17 protein-coding genes and 1 pseudogene are annotated in these 21,090 nt (G+C 76.0%); 2 read left to right on the top strand and 16 right to left on the bottom strand.

Annotated features, from left to right (window positions below; translation table 11 throughout):
• Positions 1-83: 83 nt before the first annotated feature.
• Positions 84-1,202, top strand: a complete 1,119-nt coding sequence (locus AC5L3C_RS35065) for a YihY/virulence factor BrkB family protein (RefSeq protein ID WP_493653117.1) — start codon at positions 84-86, stop codon at positions 1,200-1,202.
• Between the two features lie 83 nt (positions 1,203-1,285).
• Here AC5L3C_RS35065 and AC5L3C_RS35060 read toward each other — a convergent pair whose 3' ends face one another.
• Positions 1,286-1,738, bottom strand: a complete 453-nt coding sequence (locus AC5L3C_RS35060; protein ID WP_493653116.1) for a flavodoxin family protein — start codon at positions 1,736-1,738, stop codon at positions 1,286-1,288.
• A gap of 144 nt (positions 1,739-1,882) precedes the next feature.
• Between AC5L3C_RS35060 and AC5L3C_RS35055 the strand changes: the two genes are divergently transcribed.
• Positions 1,883-2,536 carry a class I SAM-dependent methyltransferase gene (locus AC5L3C_RS35055; protein ID WP_493653115.1) on the top strand — a complete coding sequence of 218 codons (654 nt, stop codon included), beginning with the start codon at positions 1,883-1,885 and terminating at the stop codon, positions 2,534-2,536.
• A 1,018-nt stretch (positions 2,537-3,554) separates the two neighbouring features.
• Here the strand turns inward: AC5L3C_RS35055 and AC5L3C_RS35050 are convergent.
• The 15 genes and pseudogenes from AC5L3C_RS35050 to AC5L3C_RS34980 form a co-directional block, all read right to left on the bottom strand.
• Positions 3,555-3,917 (bottom strand): ArsR/SmtB family transcription factor, encoded by a 363-nt coding sequence (locus tag AC5L3C_RS35050; protein WP_493653114.1) that lies wholly within the window; start codon positions 3,915-3,917, stop codon positions 3,555-3,557.
• A 147-nt stretch (positions 3,918-4,064) separates the two neighbouring features.
• A complete protein-coding gene (locus AC5L3C_RS35045) occupies positions 4,065-4,487 on the bottom strand; it encodes an ATP-binding protein (RefSeq protein ID WP_125509424.1) in 423 nt (140 codons plus the stop codon).
• Entirely contained in the window at positions 4,484-6,208 is a 1,725-nt protein-coding gene (locus AC5L3C_RS35040) for a SulP family inorganic anion transporter (protein WP_493653113.1), read from the bottom strand. Before AC5L3C_RS35040 ends, AC5L3C_RS35045 begins: the two co-directional genes overlap by 4 nt.
• Positions 6,209-6,357: 149 nt before the next feature.
• Complete coding sequence (locus AC5L3C_RS35035; protein WP_493653112.1) at positions 6,358-6,960, bottom strand: Rv1733c family protein; 603 nt, start codon at positions 6,958-6,960, stop codon at positions 6,358-6,360.
• 136 nt (positions 6,961-7,096) lie between these two features.
• Entirely contained in the window at positions 7,097-8,170 is a 1,074-nt protein-coding gene (locus AC5L3C_RS35030) for a zinc-dependent alcohol dehydrogenase family protein (RefSeq protein WP_493653111.1), read from the bottom strand.
• Between the two features lie 988 nt (positions 8,171-9,158).
• A complete protein-coding gene (locus AC5L3C_RS35025) occupies positions 9,159-10,922 on the bottom strand; it encodes an ABC transporter ATP-binding protein (RefSeq protein ID WP_493653110.1) in 1,764 nt (587 codons plus the stop codon).
• Positions 10,919-12,658 (bottom strand): ABC transporter ATP-binding protein/permease, encoded by a 1,740-nt coding sequence (locus AC5L3C_RS35020; protein ID WP_493653109.1) that lies wholly within the window; start codon positions 12,656-12,658, stop codon positions 10,919-10,921. The genes AC5L3C_RS35025 and AC5L3C_RS35020 overlap by 4 nt, the downstream gene beginning before the upstream one ends.
• Positions 12,655-13,719, bottom strand: a complete 1,065-nt coding sequence (locus AC5L3C_RS35015) for a nitroreductase family protein (RefSeq protein ID WP_493653108.1) — start codon at positions 13,717-13,719, stop codon at positions 12,655-12,657. Before AC5L3C_RS35015 ends, AC5L3C_RS35020 begins: the two co-directional genes overlap by 4 nt.
• Positions 13,720-13,726: 7 nt before the next feature.
• Positions 13,727-15,103, bottom strand: coding sequence for a YcaO-like family protein (locus tag AC5L3C_RS35010; RefSeq protein ID WP_493653107.1), 1,377 nt, complete (start codon positions 15,101-15,103; stop codon positions 13,727-13,729).
• Positions 15,100-16,584: a CocE/NonD family hydrolase gene (locus tag AC5L3C_RS35005; RefSeq protein WP_493653106.1), complete on the bottom strand. Its 1,485-nt coding sequence runs from the start codon at positions 16,582-16,584 to the stop codon at positions 15,100-15,102. The genes AC5L3C_RS35010 and AC5L3C_RS35005 overlap by 4 nt, the downstream gene beginning before the upstream one ends.
• Positions 16,581-17,402: a hypothetical protein gene (locus tag AC5L3C_RS35000; RefSeq protein ID WP_493653105.1), complete on the bottom strand. Its 822-nt coding sequence runs from the start codon at positions 17,400-17,402 to the stop codon at positions 16,581-16,583. Before AC5L3C_RS35000 ends, AC5L3C_RS35005 begins: the two co-directional genes overlap by 4 nt.
• A 93-nt stretch (positions 17,403-17,495) precedes the next feature.
• Complete coding sequence (gene amiA / locus AC5L3C_RS34995; protein WP_240661371.1) at positions 17,496-17,609, bottom strand: streptamidine family RiPP; 114 nt, start codon at positions 17,607-17,609, stop codon at positions 17,496-17,498.
• A gap of 59 nt (positions 17,610-17,668) precedes the next feature.
• Positions 17,669-18,490 carry an ABC transporter ATP-binding protein gene (locus AC5L3C_RS34990; protein ID WP_493653104.1) on the bottom strand — a complete coding sequence of 274 codons (822 nt, stop codon included), beginning with the start codon at positions 18,488-18,490 and terminating at the stop codon, positions 17,669-17,671.
• Between the two features lie 31 nt (positions 18,491-18,521).
• On the bottom strand, positions 18,522-19,529 hold the full coding sequence (locus tag AC5L3C_RS34985; RefSeq protein WP_493653103.1) for a FecCD family ABC transporter permease: 1,008 nt from the start codon (positions 19,527-19,529) through the stop codon (positions 18,522-18,524).
• A gap of 518 nt (positions 19,530-20,047) precedes the next feature.
• Positions 20,048-21,013, bottom strand: a pseudogene (locus tag AC5L3C_RS34980) (FecCD family ABC transporter permease); the annotation flags it as partial.
• Positions 21,014-21,090: the final 77 nt, after the last annotated feature.

Below are 21,090 nucleotides of genomic sequence, written 5' to 3'. Positions count from 1 at the left end.
GCATCCTGCCCGCCTGGGAGCGCTCCCACAAGCGGTTTCGACGTACGGGGCGTGACACGCCGCACACGGGTTACCCGGCGCCCATGAAGCTGCATATCCCGGGGCGGCAGTCCCCTGAGAACACGACGGATGAGGCCCGTCCGGATCGCGGGGGGCAGCGCGCGGCACCGGAGGAGACCCGCACGGGTCACGGGGCGCGGCGCGCGGAACCGGAGGAGCCCGGGCCGAGCGACGAGGTGGAGCGGGCGGCACCGGACGCCCTGACCAAGCTCCCGAAGGGCGCGTGGGGCGCGGCACTCAAGGGCAGTGTGCGCGAGTTCAAGGACGACGAGCTCACCGACCGGGCCGCGGCGCTGACGTACTACGGCGTGCTGTCGCTGTTCCCGGCGCTGCTGGCCCTGGTGTCGATCCTGGGACTCACCGGCGAGTCCACCACGGACAAGGTGCTGGAGAACATCCAGGAGCTCACCGCACCCGGCGCGGCCCGCGACATCATCACCCAGGCGGTGGAACAGTTGCAGGGCAACGCCGGTGTCGGCTCGATCGTGGCGATCGTCGGCCTCGTGCTGGCGATCTGGTCGGCGTCGGGGTACGTGGCGGCGTTCATGCGCTCGGCGAACGCGGTCTACGACATGCCCGAGGGGCGCCCGATCTGGAAAATGCTGCCGGTACGGCTCGGGGTGACGGTCGCGCTGATGGTGATGGCCGTGATCAGCGCGCTGATCGTGGTCTTCACCGGCGGGCTGGCCCGGCAGGCGGGTGATCTCCTCGGTCTGGGCGACACCGCGCTGACCGTGTGGTCGATCGCCAAGTGGCCGGTGCTGGTCCTCCTGGTCACCATCATGATCGCGCTGCTGTACTGGGCGGCCCCGAACGCCAGGGTCAGGGGGTTCCGGTGGATCACTCCGGGCAGCTTCCTGGCGCTGGGCATCTGGCTGCTCGCCTCCGCCGGCTTCGCCCTCTACGTCGCCAACTTCGGGTCGTACAACAAGACGTACGGCACGATGGCCGGTGTCATCATCTTCCTGATCTGGCTGTGGATCACCAACCTGGCCATTCTGCTCGGGCTGGAGTTCGACGCGGAGATCGCCCGGCAGCGGGCCATCGCCGGTGGCCATCCGCCCGAGGCGGAGCCGTACACGCAGCCGCGCGACACCCGGACCTGGGACGAGCAGGACCGACGGCGGATGGACGAGCCCTGACGAGGTGGACCGGCCCCCGGCCCCCGCCGGTCCGGCACACCGGGAGGGCCCGACCGCGCCGACGGCCGGGCCCTCCCGGTATGTCAGGGCGTCAGCCCGGCCGCGAGGGTGGCGCCCAGTTCCCAGCACCGCTCGAGGGCGGCCTTGTCGGGTGCGCCGGTGACCTTCACGGTCTCCGCCCCGCGGCGCCAGCCCAGGCCCGTGGTGACCGACTCGATACCCCGGACCGCGCCGGTGACGTCGCTGCCGCCGTGCACGTAGTAGCCGAAGGGGCGGCCCCGGGTGGTGTCCAGGCAGGGGTAGTAGATCTGGTCGAAGAAGTGCTTGAGCGCGCCCGACATGTAGCCGAGGTTGGCCGGGGTGCCGAGGAGGTAGCCGTCGGCGTCCAGGACGTCGGCGGCGGTGGCGGCCAGCGCCGCGCGCCGCACCACCCGGACGTCCTCGATCTCCGGGGCGGTGGCACCGGAGAGGACGGCTTCGAACAGCGCCTGGCAGTTCGGTGACGGCGTGTGGTGGACGATCAGCAGAGTCGGCACACCCCGACCCTGCCGTGCGGGTCGCCGCGCCCGCAAGCCGGGCGGTCCGGGTCGCGCCGCGGGCGCGTGCGGAGCACCGTTGTCACAGGGGTGCCGGGGTGGCACGATGCCCGGCATCGGTACGCGGAGAGGCTGGGGTGTGTCTTGGTCGACGAGGAACAGGGGTCACCGGCGGCGGCGGTGTTCGACGCGCTGGGCAGCGAGTACGAGAAGGCGTTCGCCTTCTCGCCAGCCCACCGGGCGTCGCTGGACTGGCTGATCGAACGGCTGGCGCCCGGCAGCAGGGTGCTGGACGTGGGCAGCGGCACGGGCAGGCCCACGGCCGAGGCGCTCGCCGCGGCCGGCCACCGGGTGCTGGGCGTGGACGTCTCCCCGGTGATGGTGGAGATCGCCTCCCGGCAGGTGCCCGAGGCGGAGTTCCGCTGCGAGGACATCCGGCGGATGACGCTCGAGGACGGTTCCCTGGACGCGGTCTGCGTGTACTTCGCGCTGCTGCAGATGTCCCGGACGGAGCAGTCCGAGCTGCTGGGCCGGCTGGCGCGGGCGCTGCGCCCGGGCGGTCTGCTGACGCTGGCGACCGTGCCGCTGGATGTCGAGGAGTTCGACGGCGTGTTCATGGGGCAGCCGGTACGGGTCACCAGCTTCGCGAGCGAGGATCTCATCGCCCTGGTGCAGGAGGCGGGCCTGACGGTGCAGTCGGAGGAGAGCGTGATGTTCACCCCCACGCACCCGGACGCCCGCCCGGAGCCCCAGCTGTTCCTCCACTGCCGCCGCGAGGTCCCGAACGCCTCCCTTTGACGGGACCGTCGTTCTTTCGCCGTCACGCCGGCAGGCACCGCACGGGCCGTCGTCCACGCGGCCGAGTACGGCGCTCCCCCGCGGGTCGCTGCGCCGCCGCACGGAACCCTGCCCCGCACGCCATCCCAGCGGACGGCGCCCGGCACCGTCTCCGCAGGTACCACTGCCCGCACGGGCCCGGTGCCGCATCGCCCCGCCGGCCCTCCACCCGGCCGCCGTCATGGCCGTTCGCGTTCTGCGGCAACCCGCTCACCGAAGTGCCCGGACGCCTCATTCCCGGCCGTCGCGGCGAGCCGGGCCACCGCGCGCACGGCCACGGCAAGCAGCTCCGCCGAGCACCGGACACCACGGTCGGCCCCCGCGCCACGCCCTATCGCCGTCACGGCGGGCCACCACCACTCGCGGGCCGCCGACCGCCCACGACAACCGGCGCCGTCGAGCGCCGGACGCCTCATTCCCGGCCGTCGCGGCGAGCCGGGCCACCGCGCGCACGGCCACGGCAAGCAGCTCCGCCGAGCACCGGACACCACGGTCGGCCCCCGCGCCACGCCCTATCGCCGTCACGGCGGGCCACCACCACTCGCGGGCCGCCGACCGCCCACGACAACCGGCGCCGTCGAGCGCCGGACGCCTCATTCCGGGCCATCGCGGCGAGCCGGGCCGGCGCGCGCACGGCGCCGACCGCCCGCACCGCCGCTCGCCCCCCCCACGGGCACCGGCACCGTCGCTGTCCCGGACGCCTCGATCCGGACCGTCGCGGCGGACCGCATCGCCGTCACGGCAAGGCGGCACCGGACAGCCACCACCACCCGCACGGCGCCGACCGCCACCCACGGCAACCCGCGCCGTCAAGCGCCGGACGCCTCGATCCGGACCGTCACGGCGGGCCCATCACCCGCGCGGCCGCGCCGGCTCCTGCCCGCCGAGTGCGGCAGCACCGGGGCAGATGGTCGTGTATGCCCCGGTGGGCACGGAGCCGTCGGTGGGGCTGTTCCCGCCGTGGTGGAGGGGGTCCGGCTCAGGTGTCCTGGTGGGTTGCGGGGGCCGGGGGCCTTTCCGTGGCCTGGAGGTCTGCCAGGAGTTCCGCCTGGCCGGCGAGGACGCCGGAGAGGATGGTGCGGGCCACACGCAGGAGCTCCGCCACGTGGGGGCTGGTGAGCGAGTAGTACACGGTCGAGCCCTGTTTGCGGCCCACCACGAGGTTCGCGCGGCGCAGGACCGCCAGTTGCTGCGAGAGGTGGGCCGGCTCGATGCCCACCTCGGGCAGCATCTCCGAGACCGCGTGCTCGCGTTCGCTGAGCAGTTCCAGCACCCGGATACGGGCGGGGTGGCCCAGGGTTTTGAAGAACTCGGCCTTCAGCTGGTACAGCGGCGTGGTCATCGTGCCGTTCCTTTCCGGCGCGGCAGTACGGCCCGGTGGCCGGTCCTCGGTCCCTCGCCTCATCTGTTCGTCGACACCCACCTCGACGGTTTTACGACATTAGCAACTTCATACATCCCCACCGTCCAGTGGCCGGGCGCGGTGGCGTCACAGGGGAAGCGTGATCCAGATGCTCTTGCCCCGGCCGTCGGCGTCGCCGCGGACCACGGCGGTGCCGCCCAGGCCGTGGGTCAGTTCAACGACGGTGGCCAGCCCGCCGGAGTCGGCGGCGTCCGCCCCCAGCAGCGGGGGCCGGCAGGGGTGGCGGTCGTGCACGGCGAACACCAGGCAGTCGGGGCCCGCCGCGTAGACCACCGTGGTCTGCGGGGAGGCCTCGGCCGCGTGCCGGACGCTGTTGGTCACCAGCTCGCTCAGGATCAGCAGCGCCGGGCCCACCGCCGGGTGGCGGGCGGCGATGCCCCACTCCGCGAGGGCCTGTTCGGCGGTCTCGCGGGCGAGGCGCACGGCGGCGGGCTCGGTGGGCAGGGTGAGGACGTGCCGGTACGGCAGCGTGTTCAGCGCGGGTGTCATCGGTGCTCCGCTCCGGGCACGGCGGCCGGCGGCGCGGGGTTCCGCAGGATCCCGTCGCGCTCCAGGTGAGCGCGGGCCGCGCTGATCGCCTCGGGTGTGGTGGCGTACTCCCGTCCCTCGTGCCGCAGCAGTTCCAGGGCGCCGACCGAGGCCAGGGCCCGCCGGTGGGCGGGGCGGACACCGGACGCCAGGACGAGGATGCCGCGTCGTCTCAGTTTCGTCACCGCGTCCTTCAGGACCAGGGCCCCGGTGGCGTCGACGACGCTGACGTGGGACATGCGCAGGACGACCACGCGTACGTCGGCGAGTTCGGTCAGTTCCAGCAGGAAGCGGTGGGCGGCGGCGAAGAACAGCGGGCCGTCGATGCGGTAGGCCACGATGTGCTCCGCCAGCAGGGCGTGTTCCTCCTCCGTGTGGTCGCCCCGGTCCAGCGGCAGGGGTTCGAGCCGGGCCTGGCGGGCGACGGCACGCAGCGCGAGGACGCCCGCGACAGCCAGACCGATGATCACCGCCTGGACGAGGTCGAGTACGAGCGTGGCGACCGCGGTGAGGACGAGGATCACCGCGTCGGAGCGGGTGGCGCGGCTCATCGCGCGCAGCGAGCCGACCTCGACCATGCGCACCGCCGTCGCCAGCAGGACACCGGCGAGTGCGGCGAGGGGGATCCGCGAGACCAGCGGGGCGGCCGCGAAGACGATCACGGCGAGGACGCCGGCGTGCGTGAGCGAAGCCAGCCGGGAGGTGGCACCGGTGCGGACGTTGACGGCCGTGCGGGCGATCGCGCCGGTCGCGGGGACCCCGCCGAAGAGCGGGGCGGCGATGTTGGCGAGGCCCTGGCCGAACAGTTCGCGGTCGGGGTCGTGCCGCTGTCCGACGGTCATGCCGTCGGCGACGGAGGCGGACAGCAGCGACTCCAGGGCGGCCAGCGCCGCCACCGCCAGGGCGGGCGCGAGCAGGCTGCCCAGGGCGCCGGTGTCGACGAAGGAGAGCGACGGAGCGGGCAGTCCGGCGGGCAGGTCACCGATGGGCCGGACCCCGTCCGGACCCGCGACCTCCACCACGGCCGTGGCGGCGAAGACCGCGAGCACCGAGAAGGGGACGGTGGGCTTCCAGCGGGCCCCGATCAGCATCACGCCCGCCACCGCGAGCGCGAGCCCCGGCGCGGTCCACTGGGGGGCGCGGAGGAACTCCTCCGCCGCCCGCCAGGCCACCTCCAGGACGCGTTCGCCCTCGGGCACGGGCACGCCGAGGGCGTTGGGGATCTGCTGGAGGCCGATGACGCAGGCGATGCCGAGCGTGAAGCCCTCCACCACGGGCGCCGGGACGTACCGCATGCTGCCCCCGGCGCGCAGCAGCGCCAGCCCGACCAGGATCACGCCCGCCATGAGACCGACGGTGAGGACGCCCGCGGGCCCGTGGTCGGCGACGATCGGCACGAGCACCACCGTCATCGCCCCGGTCGGCCCGGAGACCTGGAGGTTGGATCCGCCGAACACGGCCGCGAGTGCCCCGGCGACGACGGCGGTGGCCAGACCGGCCTCGGCGCCGAGCCCCGAGGAGACGCCGAAGCCGAGCGCGAGCGGCAGCGCGACCACCGCGACGGTCAGCCCCGCGAGCAGGTCGCGCCGGGGGTGGCGCCGCGCCTGGTCCAGGTCGGCGCGGGAGGGCAGCAGCGTGGTGATCCGGGACCGGGCTCCGGCCTGTGACAGCGGTACGGACACGGCCCCTCGACATTCTTCGCTCTCGACTGGATGACGGGACAAGCATGTAGGCAATTGCGAAAATTTGCAATTCCGCAGGTCATGCATGCCCTTGCCCGTGATCCCGAGGTCCGCCTGCGTATCGGGGGTGGCCGTCGCCGTACCTTCGCTCAGCCGATCATCCGCTTCCGCCACGTCGGCTCGACCTGCCGCCACTCGGCCTCCCACTCGGCGAGGACGCGCCGCTGCAACCGGGACCGCACGGCCCGTCCGCCGAGCAGGACCAGTCCCCCCGTGCCGATGCTGACCATGATCCCTGCCATGGCGATCTGGAACCCCGCCTCGGCACCCTCGGGCGGTGCGGACACGAGCCGGCCCGAGGTGTCGTTCCACACGGTGACCTCGGTGCCCGCCCGGCTCCCCGGTTCGACCTCGGCCCGGCCCGTGCGGGCGGTGCCGTCCGGGGCCGTCCACCGCACCTTCGCCCAGACTGCACCGTCGCCGTCCTGCGACACGGGGGCGGGCGCGGCGTCGCGGGCGTTCTCGACCAGGACGGCCTGCACGGCGCGGCTGCGCTCGCGGCGCTCGTCGAGCGCCGCGTCGACCGCGCCGGCCGCTGCCATCCCGGCGAACAGCCCGCCCAGCAGGGCGAGTACGAGCGTGGCGAGCAGCAGCCAGGCCTCGACGAGATCGCTGCGGCGGCGCAGCGGGTTGCTCTGCCACCGCCACAGCCGCACCTTCCGCGGCGGCGTCGCACCGTGTGTCCTCGCCATGGGAGGTCACCTCCTCGCGCGGATGCCGAACGGCGCCACGTCTCCAGGGTGGACCCTCGGCGCCCGGTGCGGCATGGGCCGAACGGCCCTGCGGGCGGGGGCTCCCGGGACGGCGCCGGCTCGGCGCCGGGGCCGGTCAGACCGTCTGGTGCACGGGGACCACCTCGTGCTGCGGCACGCCCAGCACGACCTTGAGCGCCCCGGTCTCGGCGGCGTTGCCGAAGATGTCGTACGCCTCCTGCATGTGGTCGAGCGGGAACGTGTGGGTCACCAGCCGGCCCAGGGGAAGCCGTCCCGCGGCGGCCATCCGCAGCAGGGTGGGGGTCGAGTGGGTGTCGACGAGCCCGGTGGTGATGGTGACGTTCTTGATCCACAGCTCCTCGAGGTGCAGGGTGGCGGGCGCGCCGTGCACGCCGATGTTGGCGAGGTGTCCCCCGGGCCGCACGATGCGGGTGCACAGCTCGAAGGTCTCCGGTACACCCACCGCCTCGATGACCACGTCCGCGCCGAGTCCGCCGGTGAGGTCCTCGACCAGTTGCTCGGGGCCCTCGGCGGCCTCGGCCACGGCGTCGGCGCCGAACTCCTTCGCCGCCTGCAACCGGGACGCGGCCAGATCGACGGCGACGATCCGCTCGGGCCCGAACAGCCGGGCGGTGGCGATCGAGGCGAGTCCGATGGGGCCGGCGCCGACCACGACGACGGTGTCACCGGGACGCACCCGCCCGTTGAGCACGCCCACCTCGTAGGCGGTGGGGAAGATGTCGGCCAGCAGTACGGCGTCCTCGTTGGCGACGGCGCCGGGCAGCGGGTACACGGACAGGTCGGCGTAGGGGACGCGGACGTACTCGGCCTGGGTGCCGTCGATCATGTGGCCGAGGACCCAGCCTCCGCCGCCCCGGCACTGGCCGTACATGCCCTCGCGGCAGTAGCCGCAGCGCCCGCATGCGGAGATGCAGGAGACCAGGACCCGGTCCCCCGGGCGTACGGTGCGCACGTCGCTGCCGGTCTCGACGATCTCGCCCACCGCCTCGTGGCCGAGGACGGTTCCGGGACGGACCTCGGGCACGTCGCCCTTGAGGATGTGCAGGTCGGTCCCGCAGATGGTGACGGCGTCGACGCGGACGATCGCGTCGCCGGGTTCCTTGAGTTCCGGGTCGGGGACCTCTTCCCAGGCGGACTGCCCGGGACCGTGGAAGACGTAGCCCTTCATGCCGATCTCACCCTTCTCGCTGTGCGGTGGGCCCCGGCACCGGGCGCACCCGCGCCCGCTCGCGTCGGAGGGACCCGGGGGGCCGGGACCGTCCTGCACTTCCAGTCTGGCCGCAGAACGCGGAATCCGCTCGGGCCGAACGCCCCCATCGCGGCGCCCGCCGGCCCACCCGACCGGCCCTGCACCGACCGGGACCCTCACCGACGAAAGCGCCCTCCCGGACTCCCCGCCGGCCCCCGGGTCTGTCGCCCGCCCGGACCGACTCCGGTGCACGGCACCATGGCCGGCCGGCCCGGCCCCGGCAGTCCGCCCGGGCCGACCGGCACGCTCGGGACGGGCGGCGCCGAGAACACCCGCCCGCCTTCCCCGCACCCCCGGGGCGCCCAGATTCGGCCCGGCTCCGGTGAACGGCGCCCCGAGGCGGAGCGAAACGCCCCACCATGCCCGGCGGGCGCGGCGGGCCGGACCGGCGGCGCCGAAGACACATGTCCGGGGCCCGGGGGCTCGCCGAGGACACACGTCCGGCTTCCCCCTCGTGGCCTGGGCAGCTGTCCCCCGGATCAGTCCGACTCCGGGGAACGGCGCCCCGTGGCTGAGCCGAATGCCCCCACGCTCAGTGGTCGTGGCCCGAGGGGACCGTCCACCGGTCGTGCACGGCTGTCCCCGGGTCCCGGGGCTGTCGCCCAGCTCAGCCGACTCCGTCAACGGCCGCTCGCGCCCGGACCGAACGGGTCGGCCGACCGGACCGGCGACGGTCGGGACCCTCCGGGGCTTCCCCTCCCCGTCCCGGCTGTCGTTCAGGTCAGACCTAGTCCGGTGACGGCGGCTCGTGTCCCGGTCGAACGATCCCGCCGTAGGGGACGGAACGACTCGCGCCTGACGGGCCGACCGGACCGACGCCGGTCGGGACCGGCGCCGTCGTCGTGCGGGGCGGGCCGATCGGCTCCGGTGGGACAGGACCCCGCGTGATGCGCGCGGCGCGGTGGTTTCAGCGGCGTAGTACGCGGTTGAGAGCGCTGTCCGGGCGCGCTGTGAGGGCTTGCCAGGTGCCTTCCTCCGCGATGCGGCCGGATTCCAGGACGGCGACGCGGTCGGCGCGGCGGATGGTGGCCGGGCGGTGGGCGATGACGATCGTCGTCCGGCCCTCCGTGCGGAGCGCGGCGGCGATCCGGGCGTCCGCGGTGTTGTCCAGGTGGGCGGTGGTCTCGTCCAGCACGAGGACCCTCGGTTCGGCCAGCAGCGCGCGGGCGAGCGCGATCCGGGCGCGCTGGCCGCCGGAGAGCGTGGCGCCCCGTTCCCCGATCACCGTGTCCGGCGCCGCGAACCGGTCGATGCCGCACAGCCGGGCGGTGGCGAGGAGCCGTGCGTCGTCCGCGTCGGGCGCGGCGAGGCGGAGGTTCTCGGCGAGGGTGCCGTGGAAGAGCGGGGCGTCCTGGCCGACGACGGCGACGGCCCGGCGCAGATCGGCGTCCGTCAGGTCGCGCAGGTCGACGGGCTCCCCTTCGTCCGGCAGGAGTTGCACGGACCCGGCGGCCGGGTCCCAGAACCTGGCGAGGAGATGCGCGCAGGTGCTCTTGCCCGCGCCGGAGGCTCCGGCCAGGGCCAGCGTCCGCCCCGGGGGGACCGTCAGGTCCAGCTGCCGGAGCACGGGCCTGCCGTCGTAGTGGAAGTCCACGCCGCGCAGCCGCACGCCGAGCGGGCCGGGCGGCAGGGCGCGGGGCGCGGCGGGCGGCGGGGCGAGCGCGGGGGCGGTGAGGGCGGCCTCGACGCGGGCCGCCGCGGCCCGCAGTCCCATGGCCTGGCTCAGCGCCCGCGCGGACTCGGCGACAGGGCCGAGCGCCGACAGGGCGAGCGCCATCGCCGCCGGTGCCCACGCCCCGTGCAGCCGGCCGGAGGTCACGGACTGGGCGGCGCCGGCCACCACGCCGAGCACCGCCAGCACGATCAGCGCGTCCCGGACGGCGGCGGCCACGGCCTCCCCGCCCGCCTCGGCGCGCTGTGCCTCCCCCACCTCGCGGCCCCGCGCGGCCAGCCGGTCGCGGCGTTCGTCCAGCCTGCCGGAGGCGAGCAGTTCGGGCAGGCCGTCGACGGTCTCGACGGTGTCGGCCGACAGCCGTGCGACGGCGGCCCGGGTGCGGGCCCCGCGCTCCGCGCGCCGGCGCGCGTCGGCGAACGGCGCGGCTGCGAGCAGGGCCGCGGCCGGCAGGACTGCCGCCAGCAGCCACGGTTCCACCCCGGCCAGGACCCCGGTGGCGGCGGTGAACACCACACCGGAGGCGAACAGCTGGGCGATGGTGTGGGCGTAGAGGAACTCCAGGGCCTCCACGTCGGCGAGGGCGGTGGCGGCCAGGTCCCCGCTGCGCCGGCCGGCCACGCGGGCCGGGGCGCTGCGGGCGAGACCGTCGAAGATCCGTACGCGCAGTGCGGCCAGCACCCGGTAGGCCAGGTCGTGGGAGAGGTCCATCTCGCGCCAGGTCGTCAGGGCGCGGACGAGGACGAGGGCGGCCAGCGCGGCGACGGTGCCGGCACCGGGGGCGCGCCCGTCGATGACGGCGGTGCCCACGCAGTGCGCGGCCAGGGTGAGCAGCGCGACCAGCGAGGCATGTTCGAGGAGCGCGGCGGCGCAGGTGCGGACGATCATCGCCCGGTGCCCGGCGAGAGCGGGCAGCAGGGCGCGCAGCGCCCCGCGCCCGGGTGCCGGCGGCACCCGCGTCGCATCGGGGGCGGGGGCGGCGGTGGCGGTGGCGGTCATGCGACGAGTTCTCCTTCGGGGGCCTGAGCGGCCCGGACCAGATCCGCGTAGACGCCTCCGGCGGCGACGAGCGCGGTGTGGGCGCCGACGGCGGACACCCGGCCGTCGTCCAGGACGACGATGCGGTCGGCGTCCTGGACGGCGGCGATGCGGTGGGCGACGACGAGGACGGTGCGGTCGCCGGCGGCGGCGAGGAGTTCCCGGACGATGCCGGCCTCCCGGCGTTCGTCGACCGCGCTGGTGGCCTCGTCGAGGATGAGGACCGGGGCGTCGGCGAGCAGGGCCCGGGCCAGGGCGAGCCGCTGGCGCTGGCCGCCGGAAAGGGTGGCGCCGCGTTCGCCGAGGACGGTGGCGTATCCGTCGGGCAGGGCGGCGATCTCGTCGTGCACGCCGGCCGTGCGGGCCGCCCGGGTCAGTTCGTCGTCGGTGGCGTCGGGTGCGGCCAGGCGCAGATTCGCGGCGACGGTGTCGTGGAAGAGGTGGGTGTGCTGCGAGACCACGGCGATGCCCCGGCGCAGCGAGTCCAGGGTGTGATCGGCCACGTCGCGTCCGGCCACGGTGATCCGGCCCGTGCCGGGCTCGTGATGGCGTTGCAGCAGTCCCAGCAGCGTGGACTTGCCGGCGCCCGAGGGGCCCACGAGCGCGGTGGTGCGGCCCGCCTCGGCGGTGAAGCTCACCCCGTGCAGGGCCGGCCGGGCGGCGCCCTCGTAGGTGAATCCGACGTTCTCGAAGCGGATGTCGGGCGGGGCGGGCCAGCGGGCCGGGACGGTGCCGGTGTCGGCGACGGCGGGCCGGGCGGTCCGCAGCGCGGCGAGGCCGTCGGCGGCGGAGGCGCCGAGATACCCGGCGTGCCATTCCCGGGAGAGGTCGCGCACGGGCCGGAAGCACTCGGCGGCGAGCAGCAGCACCAGGTAGGTGTCCGTGGCCGTGGCGGACCCGGTGACCGCGCAGTGGCAGGCGAGCAGGGCGGCGGCCACGGTGCCGCCCTGGATGGCCAGGTCGGTGAGTCCGGTGTCGACGAGCGACACGCGGAGTTTGGCGACGGTGGCCCGGTGCAGCCGGGCCGAGCGTTCCTCCAGCCGCTGCCGGGTGCGGCCGACGGCGCCCGCGGCGCGCAGCGCGGGCATGCCCTGGAGCGCTTCGAGGTAGTCGGCCCCGAGTGCCTCGTAGGTGTCCCAGTGTTCCGTGCCCCGGCGGGCCAGGAGCCGGTCCCAGGCGCGTGGCCCGGCGAGGGCGAGCAGCAGCGCGGGCAGCAGGCCGAGGAGGGCAAGCGGTTCGACGAGGAGGAGGGCGGCGAGCAGCAGCGGCGGCACCACGAGGGTGACGAGGAGCTGCGGCAGGTAGCGGGAGACGTACGCGTCGACGCCTTCCACCCCGTCGACGAGGGTGGCGCGTACGGCTCCGGCGCGGGCGGTCGTCAGATGCGCGGGGCCGAGCCGCCCCAGGTGGGCGAGGAGTTCGTCGCGCAGCCGCACCCGGACCGCCGCTCCCGCGCGGACGGCGGTACGCCGCTGCCACCGGCCGAGCCCGGCGCGTGCGGCGACCAGGGCGAGCACCGCCGTGAGCAGCGCGGGCAGCCGGTCCGTGCCGCCACGGGCGACCTCCGCGAGGGCGAGGGCCAGCAGCACGGCCTGGGCGAGGTGGGTGAGGGTGACGGCGGCCTGGAGCAGGGTGGCCGCGAGCAGCGGGCGCCGGACGTGGCGTGCCGCGCGGCGCAGTTCGGGGTGGACGATCACGGGTTGCTCTCCTCGGAGGGACGGGTTCCGATGGCCAGGCCGTGGACGACGAGGTCCCGGCCGGGCGGGCCGCCGAGCGCGGCACCCAGGTCGGCCTGCTGCCAGGACCCGATGGGGCGGGCGGCCAGGCCCCGTCGTACGGCGGTCACCTGGGCCAGGTGGACGGCGAGTCCCGCGCGCAGATGCGTGCGACGGATCCGCGGGGCGTCGGCGTCCGTGGGGCAGCCGTGGCCCAGCAGCACGGCGCCGGCGCGCGCGATCCAGGCCTGGCGCGCGGCCCACACGGCGAGCGTGGGCCGGGCCTCTCCCTTCGCGAGCCGGCGCAGGGTGCCGTCGGGGGCGGCCGCGACGAGCCCGGGGCGGGGCGGTCCGACGGCGGCGCACCAGGCCGGTTCTCCCGCGCTCGCCTCGTCGGCGACGGCGAGCAGGGCCCACAGGTCGTCCGGGGGCGGTGTGCCGTGCGGCGGGGGCGGGACACTGCGCCGGGTGGGCAGGTCGTGGTGGGCCGGAGTACCCGAGGGGAGCGGTATGCGTACGACGGCCAGGGGGTCCTCGGTGGATCCGTCGAGGCGGAGCCCGGCCGGGCCGGCGCCGATGGCGTCGGCGGCGAGCCGCAGGGCACCGGCCACGTGGCCGGTGTCGAGGAGGAGCAGCGGCAGGGCGCGGTGTCCGTAGTGGGAGCGCGTGCGCCGCTCGGTGACCCTCAGCTCCACGGACACGCCGGGCGGGGTGCCGTGGGGTGCCGGGCCGAGGGGGTGCGCGCGGTGCCGCAGCGGGTCGTAGCCGTACCGCCCGGGCGGCAGCGGACAGCCCTCGCCCACCACGAGCAGGGCGTCGACCGGGTGCAGGGCGCCCGCGGAGGCGGCGGGCCGCAGCCGTCCGGCGGGATCCGAGGCGGTCAGCGACAGGCGCAGCAGGCGGTCCAGGTCCAGTTCCCCGGGGCCGGCGGCGGGAACGGGGAGCGGGGGGCCGGGCCAGTCCGGCACGGCCGGCCCGGCGGAGGTGCCGGGACCGGGTTCCGCGGCGGAGCGTGCGCGGGCGAGGGCGGCGACGAGATCCACGGGGTCCTCACATGTGGGGCGGCGGGGCGAGCGTGAAGTCCTCCGGGGCGCCCGGGCCGCGGGTGCGGCCGAGTCCGGCGGCGGCGTCCGTCAGGCGGGGGCAGCCGAAGTAGCCGAAGGCGGCGGGGGCGTTGGGGAGGAGTCCGGAGACGAGGACCCGGGCGACGCGCAGCGCGGTCTCGGCCACGTCCTCGGTGGTGAGGTCGAAGGTCATGACGCGGTGTCCGCCGTCGCGGAGCGCGTCCTTTAGGCGTGCGCGGCTGCCGGCCGGCACCTCCTGCACCGGGACGGTGCCGAGCGCGGGTTCGGTGAACCGGCGGGCCTCGGGGGCCATCCGCTCGTCCAGCCACACCTGGACGTGCGCGCCCAGGTCCCGTACGTGTTCGAACTGCGGGCCGCAGTCGTCGAGATAGCGGCCGTCGGCGCGGTGGTCCAGATAGAGGCCCCGGGCGAGCAGACCGGCCTCGACGGCCTGGAACACCCATCCGTCGGGTTCGGTGAGCCCCTGGGTGAAGACCCAGGTGTGCACGGCTTCCAGGACCGCCTTGCGGGCGGCCTCGCAGGGGTCGTACCGGCAGGCGAACCCAGCCGCGTACAGGCCGAGCCGGGGGTCCTGGACGAGGGCTCCGACGCAGGGGGCGAACGCGGAGGGCATCTCGACGAGGTGGACGGTGAGTCCGGATCCGGCGAGGTCGTCGACGAGTCCGGGGACGGTGGCCGGGTCGATGCCGCGGGCCGGGGCGTCGAGGTGCCACCACAGTTCGAGCGCGTCGCGTTCGACGACCTCCAGCAGGGCGCGTTCGACCGCGTCGTCGAGGCCCTGCCCGGTGGCGATGCCGGCGTAGTTGAGGTGGTGGGTGCGGGGCAGTGAACGCAGCTCCCCCTGGCGCCAGTTGAGGTGGGTGAGGGCGGTGGGTGCCCAGACCTCGGCGGTGTCGCCGCCGGGCAGCCGTTCGGTGCCGCGGGTCCACAGGGCGGGTGTGCCGGGGGTGAGCCGGCGGTAGGGGAACGCGTCACGGTCGTACTGCCAGTCGGCGTAGGCGGGCAGGTCCGGCGGTCCGTACAGCCGCAGCCCGGCCCCGGTCAGTTCGGCGGCGGTGGCGCGCAGCGGGGCGTCGGGGTGGCCGGGCGGTGGCACACGGTTGCCGCAGTAGCGTTCGACGCCCTCGGCGACGGCCGCGATGCGGGCGCCTTCCGGGTCGCCGAACGTGGTGCCGAGGGACACCCGGTCGGCCGGCCACAGGCCGAGTCTGCGGGCGTCGGATATCTCGGCGGTGAGCGCGGTGTAGCGGGCCGGGGTGCCCGGCGGGTGCTCCACGGGCTTGACCTTGCGGACGATGCCGCAGACCGGGTCGACGAGGGCTTCCAGGGGCAGCGGCGTCATCGGAGGATCTCCTGTGCGGGGTCGGTGGCTACGGGACGGGACCGGACGACGGGCAGCCGGAGGACGGTCGCGGCCGGGTCGACGTGGCGCCGGGAGGCGGTCAGCCGGCGGGCGGTGACGGCGTCCTCGCCGGTGTGGGGGTTGCGGGCGTGGGCCGGGAAGTGGTGGCCTGCGATCTCCAGGCGCAGCCGGGCGCCCGCGGGCAGCCGCCGGGCGAGCCGGCCGAGCGGCACGGTGAACTCGACGGCCGTGCCGGGCGGGTCCGTGCGCCGGACGACCCCGACGGCGAGGCGTCCCGCCACGCCGTCGGGGGTGAGCAGGGTGAGCCGGGCGGCCCAGTCCGCGGCCGGGGTGCCGGCGGTGGCGCGGACGGTGACCCGGGCCGGTCCGACGACGTCCAGGGGGCGGGTCAGCGGCGGGGTGACGAACACGCAGCGGTCGGGTGTGCCCCGGGTGGGTACGGCCAGGTGTTCCGAGGAGACGGGGTGTTCGGGGTCGGCGGTGAAGTCGGCGCCGCGCAGCAGCCGCAGCTCCGGGGCGTACGGCTCCCCCTCGGTGCCGGCGGGGAGCCACAGCGGGCTGCCGCCGAGCGCGGTCGCGCCCCGGGCGCCGGGGGCGAGGGCACCGGCGAGGGCGTTGTGGGCCCATCGGGCGTAGAGGTCTCCGAGGGCGACGCGGTGGGCCTCGGGGTCGGCGTCGGGTCCGGGCGCGGCGACGAGGCGGTGCCCCCAGGGGCCGAGCAGCAGCCGGGCGGAGGGGCCGCCCCAGCGCCGCCAGAGGGCCACGGTGTCCTCGGTGAAGTGGTCGTGGTGGCCGCCCACCGCCAGCAGGGGGATCCGCGCGTGCGCGCCCCGTGCGACCAGCCGGCCGCGCTCGCGGTGCCGCCAGATCGCGGGCCAGGAGGGAAGGTCGCGGCCGAGCCTGCGGGGCAGTTCGGTCAGCGGCAGGTGTGTGAGCAGGCGGGGGTCCGCGGCGCGGGCCTTCGCCAGCGCGTCGTCGTCGGAGTCGGGCCGGTCGCCGTGGGCGGCCCACCAGCCGGCCCGGGCGGCCAGCCGCTCCGCACCGGAGGGTTCGCGGGCGGTGTCGGCGGTGCCCAGCGCGGGCACGGCGGCGATGACGGCGTCGGGCCTGCCGTCCGCGGGCGCGTCGAGCGCGAGGACGAGGGCGCAGTGGGCGGCGTAGGAGGCACCGGCGGCCACGAGGCGGCCGTCGCTCCAGGGCCGGCGGCGGATCCAGCGGACGGCGGCGGTGCCGTCCGCCGTCTCGTCCTCGTACGGGCGCCACTGTCCCGGCGAGGCGTGCCGGCCGCGTACGTCCTGGGCCACGGCGGCGAATCCGCGCCGGGCCCAGCCGCGCAGTTCGGCACGGTGGCGCCGCCGGTCGTAGGGCGTGCGCAGGAGGACCGACGGGAAGGGGCCGTCGCCGTCGGGGAGCACCACGTCGGTGGCGAGCCCGTGGACGGTCTCGGTGATCGTGGTCATCGGGTGGTCACCGGTGTCGGGGCCACTTCGGGGACGGGCAGGACCGGGTGTTCCGTGACGGTCAGGTCGCGCAGATCGACACGCCTCAGGCGGCGCCGGGCGGGGACGGGGCCCCGGTCGGGGACGCCGGTGGCCCACCGGGTGAGGTCGTCGGCGAGCAGCGCGGCGAGCAGCGCCGCCGCGGCCGGGGTGAGCCGGGCCGGGACGCCGGTGGTGCGCGGGCCGCTCCAGTAGGCGGCCAGTTCGCGGTGGGCGGGGGTGGCGGCGAGGCGGCGGGCCCGGACATGGGCGGAGGTGACGTCGCCGGGTGCGGCGGCGAGCGGCTCGAGGTAGGCCTGGTAACCCTCACGGTGGCAGCGCAGCCAGGCGATGCGCTGCCCGGGCAGCCGGTCGGCGGCGTCCCACAGTCCGTCCGGTGCGGGCCCGCCCAGGCACCACACGACGGCGGCGGGACGTCCCGCGGCCGGATCCCGCGGTGTTCCCGGGCGCGGCTCGGCTCCCGCGGCCCGCAGCAGGTCCGTCAGGGGTCCGGTGAGCGCCGGGTCGCCGAGCAGCCGTACGTCGCGCAGCCGGGCCGGCCAGGCGCGCGGCGGCCGATCGTCCGCGAGGTATCCGGCGGAGCCGAAGGCGCCGACGAGCCGGTCGAGTTCGGGGTCGGGTCCGGTGGGGGCGGTGCCGGAGAGCCGGTCGAGGAGCGCGCCCTCGTCCGCGGTTCCGGTCCGGACCGTGAGGAACTCCCCGTCGGCCGTGCGGACGGCGAGCCCCCGGTCGGGCACGGCGACCAGTTCGACACCGGGGGCGAGCTGGCTGGGATGCATGTCGGATCTCCTGGGTCGCGAGCGGCTCGGCAAGGGCGTGGGCCCGCCCGGAACGTGACGGGCGGGCCCACGGTCGGGGGTGATCCCCCTCGCTTACTCCTCGGTGTCGTCGAAGGGGTTCTCGACGAGGGCGTTGGAGTGGGAGGCCGAGTCGTGGGCCAGCTGACCCGGGTCGGCGATGGGCGCGAAGACCTGCTCGTTGTCCATGAACTCTCCTTCTGAGAGGGGGAATTGCGGCGGCCGGCCGACCGCCACCACACCGAACACTAATGAATATGATTTTCATATTCCACCCCTGGGAGAGGGTGATCTGGGTAACACACCGGCCAGCCGCCCTCGGGATCGCGGCCGACCCGGCCCGCCACGTTGAGCACGTCCGCGAGCAGCCCGGGGGTCACCACCTCCCCGGGTGGCCCGTCGGCCACCACACGGCCGTCGCGCAGCGCCACGATCCGTTCGGCGAACCGGGCGGCGTGGGCGAGGTCGTGCAGCACCATCACCACCGTCAGTCCGCGCTCCTCGCGCAGCCGCACCACGGTCCCGAGCACGTCGAGCTGATGGTGCAGATCGAGGTAGGTGGTCGGCTCGTCGAGCAGCAGGATCCGGGTGTCCTGGGCGAGCGCCGTCGCCAGCCGGACCCGCTGGCGCTCGCCCCCGGACAGCGCGTCCACCGGGCGCTCCGCCCACGACTCCACGCCCACGTCCCGCAGCGCCCGGCGCACCACGTCGTCGTCGCCCTCGCGCAGCATGCCGAGCGGGCCACGGGCCGCGTACCGTCCCTGGCGCACGAGTTGGCCCACGGTCATGCCGGGGACGGCGGGTGCCGACTGGTGCAGCAGCGCGACCCGCCGGGCGGCCTCCCGGCGCGACAGCCGGGCGAGGTCGTCCCCGCCGAGCAGCACGCGGCCGCGCGCCGGCCGCAACAGGCCCGCGGCCAGCCGCAACAGGGTGGATTTGCCGCAGCCGTTGAGACCGATGAGGGCGGTCAGCTCGCCGGGCCGCACCACCAGGTCGACACCGCGCAGCACGGGCCGGCCGGGGTAGCCGAAATGGACCCCTTCGACGTGGATCCCCAGGGATTCGGTCATGCGTGTGTCCTTCGTCCGTCTCTGGTCGACATCAGAACGTCCGGTCCGGCGTGCGGCGGACGACGATCAGCAGCACCGCGGCCCCGGCGCAGGTGGTGAGCGCGCCGACCGGCAGGGTGAGCGACGCGGCGTCCAGGACCGTCGCCGACAGCCGGGAGAGCAGCTGGGCCGCCGCGTCTGCCCCGCACACCACGAGCGCCCCGACGAGGGCGGCGCCGGGCAGGGAGCTGCGCAGGTCGGCACCGAAGACGGCGATCGCCAGATGCGGTACGAGCAGCCCGACGAAACCCAGCGCGCCGACGGCGGCGACCGCGCCGGAGGTCAGCGCGACCGCGCACAGCAGGGCGAGCCTGCGGGCCCCGCGGGTGGACAGACCGGCCGCGCTCGCCATCTCGTCGCCGCAGCGCAGCAGGGTCAGCGGACCGGCCAGCAGCCAGGCCGCGGACGTCCAGAACAGCGCCCAGGGCCACAGCAGATGCCAGTGCTGCCACACGCGGCCCTCCGTGGTGCCGACCAGCCACTGGACGACGCTGCCCAGTTCGCCGGGGGCCACCAGCAGCACCATGGCGGTGAGACCGCCCAGCACGGCGGAGACGAGCACGCCATGCACCGCGGTCTGCGCCGGGTCGGCGGCGCCGCGCCCGGCGAGCAGCCACAGGAGCGCCGCGCCGGCACAGCCGCCCAGGCAGGCCGCGACGACCACGGCCAGGGGCGACTCCCAGCCGGCGAGCCCCAGGCCGGTGGCGGTGACGGCGCCGAGCACGGCTCCCGGCGTCACGCCCGTGACCTCCGGCCCGGCGAGCGGGTTGCGCAGGGCCGACTGGAGCACCAGTCCGGCGACGCCCAGGCACGCTCCCGCCCCGAGGGCCACCAGCAGGCGGGGCAGGCGCAGTTGGAGGAGGATGTGCCGCTCGGTGGGGCCGCCTCCCCCGGTGACGACGTCCACGACGGCGGCCGGCGACATGCCCCGCCCGGCCACGAGTTCCGCACCGGCGCACACGACGACGAGCGCGACGACGACGATGAATCTGCGGGTCACCGGGTCCCCTCCGCATCCGGTCCGGCGACCGCCCCGCCCGATTGCGCGGCGGACGCGCCCTCCGCACGGCCGTCCGCCCCGCCGTCACCCGGTGGTTCACCAACCTCGCCCGCCCCGGCGGGCGGTGCGAGGGGTGCGTTCCTCGCGCAGCCGCCCGGCCCGTCACCGGCGCCGGACGCCCGGCCGTCGCCGACGACGGCTGCCTCGTCCGGCCCGTCCTGGAGCGGATGGGCCCCTGCCGGTGGGCGCCCGGCGGCAGTCATGGCGACTGGGAGGCGGCCGACGGACGGCCGGTCGGCTCCGGCGTCGGCGTCGGCCAGGCCGGTCCCGTCAGCGGGGCCCGGCCCGTCGCCGCCGGCCGACGGAGCGGTGTGCGTGCGCTCCGGGGAGCCGGCTGCGCCGCCGTCACCGGCACCGCCCGCACCGGCCGACGCGGCCCGAGGCACGGTCCGGGACGTGGTGAGGGGGTGCTCAGTCGCGGGGAGTTGCTGGGCGGGCAAGAGTCCGGCCGTGCCCCTCGCACCCTTGCCACGTGGTCGGCCCGGGCGGCGGTTTCCGGAGCGCAGGAGGGCCACGCCCGCGGGCACGCCGAGCAGAGCCGTCCAGGCCCCGACCGGGGTCTCCACGGGGGCGAGGGCCAGCCGGGCCGGGATGTCGGCGACCGCCACCACGACGGCCCCCCATGCCGCAGACCAGGGCAGCCACCGCACCGCGTGCGACGCCGGAAGCGCCCACCGGGCCAGATGCGGGGCGAGGAAGCCGACCCAGGCCACCGGGCCGCACACCGCCGTCACGGGCGCGATCAGCACGACGGCGATGGCGAGCGCCCCGAAGCGGGCCCGCGCGGCGCGCACACCCAGCGCCTCGGCGTCGGCGTCCCCCAGCCGCAGCACCGACAGCACCGGTGCGCACAGCACGAGCGCGGGCAGGGCGACCAGCAGCCAGGGCCACAGCCCGGTCACGTCGTCCCAGGTGCGGGCGGACAGCGAGCCGAGGAGGTATCGGTAGATGAGCTGGAGGTCCAGCTGATCGGCCATCACCATCAGCACCAGCAGCGCGGCCTGCAGGGCCGCAGCGACCGCCGCTCCCGTGAGCAGCACCGCCGACGGGCTCCGTCCCAGCCCGGCGGCGAGCAGGGTCAGCGCGCCGCCGAGCGCGGCGCCGCCGATGGCCAGCAGGGGCTGCACCGCGGCCGGCACCGTCACCGCCAGGACCAGCGGCGCGGCGACCCCGAGCGCGGCCCCGGAGGAGACACCCAGCATCTCGGGGACGGCCAGCGGATTGCGCAGCGCCTCCTGGAGCACCAGCCCCGCCGCGCCCAGGCACGCACCGGCGAGCAGCGCCAACACGAGCCGGGGCAGCCGGAGTTCGCCGACGACGATCCCGGCGAGTGTGCCGTCACCCTCGGACAGTGCGGCGGGGAGCCGGTGGAGGGGGATGTACGGGGTGCCCAGGGTCAGGGCGCACACCGACGCGACAGCCAGCAGGGCGAGGACGACGGGCAGTTGCCGCCGGTGCCGTACGGGCGGCGGAAGGGCCGGCCGCGCGTCCTGCGTGGAGG

It is taken from the genome of Streptomyces speibonae, from assembly GCF_984686075.1.
Note: the sequence above shows the minus strand (reverse complement) of the source record. Positions and strands in the feature narration are given on the sequence as shown.

Excerpts from the sequence above, each read along its gene's own strand:
- AC5L3C_RS35065 (WP_493653117.1), top strand. The coding sequence starts at position 84 with ATGAAGCTGCATATCCCGGGGCGGCAGTCCCCTGAGAACACGACGGAT.
- AC5L3C_RS35050 (WP_493653114.1), bottom strand. The coding sequence starts at position 3,917 with ATGACCACGCCGCTGTACCAGCTGAAGGCCGAGTTCTTCAAAACCCTG.
- AC5L3C_RS35045 (WP_125509424.1), bottom strand. The coding sequence starts at position 4,487 with ATGACACCCGCGCTGAACACGCTGCCGTACCGGCACGTCCTCACCCTG.
- AC5L3C_RS35035 (WP_493653112.1), bottom strand. The coding sequence starts at position 6,960 with ATGGCGAGGACACACGGTGCGACGCCGCCGCGGAAGGTGCGGCTGTGG.
- AC5L3C_RS35030 (WP_493653111.1), bottom strand. The coding sequence starts at position 8,170 with ATGAAGGGCTACGTCTTCCACGGTCCCGGGCAGTCCGCCTGGGAAGAG.
- AC5L3C_RS35025 (WP_493653110.1), bottom strand. The coding sequence starts at position 10,922 with ATGACCGCCACCGCCACCGCCGCCCCCGCCCCCGATGCGACGCGGGTG.
- AC5L3C_RS35010 (WP_493653107.1), bottom strand. The coding sequence starts at position 15,103 with ATGACGCCGCTGCCCCTGGAAGCCCTCGTCGACCCGGTCTGCGGCATC.
- AC5L3C_RS35005 (WP_493653106.1), bottom strand. The coding sequence starts at position 16,584 with ATGACCACGATCACCGAGACCGTCCACGGGCTCGCCACCGACGTGGTG.
- AC5L3C_RS35000 (WP_493653105.1), bottom strand. The coding sequence starts at position 17,402 with ATGCATCCCAGCCAGCTCGCCCCCGGTGTCGAACTGGTCGCCGTGCCC.
- amiA (WP_240661371.1), bottom strand. The coding sequence starts at position 17,609 with ATGGACAACGAGCAGGTCTTCGCGCCCATCGCCGACCCGGGTCAGCTG.
- AC5L3C_RS34990 (WP_493653104.1), bottom strand. The coding sequence starts at position 18,490 with ATGACCGAATCCCTGGGGATCCACGTCGAAGGGGTCCATTTCGGCTAC.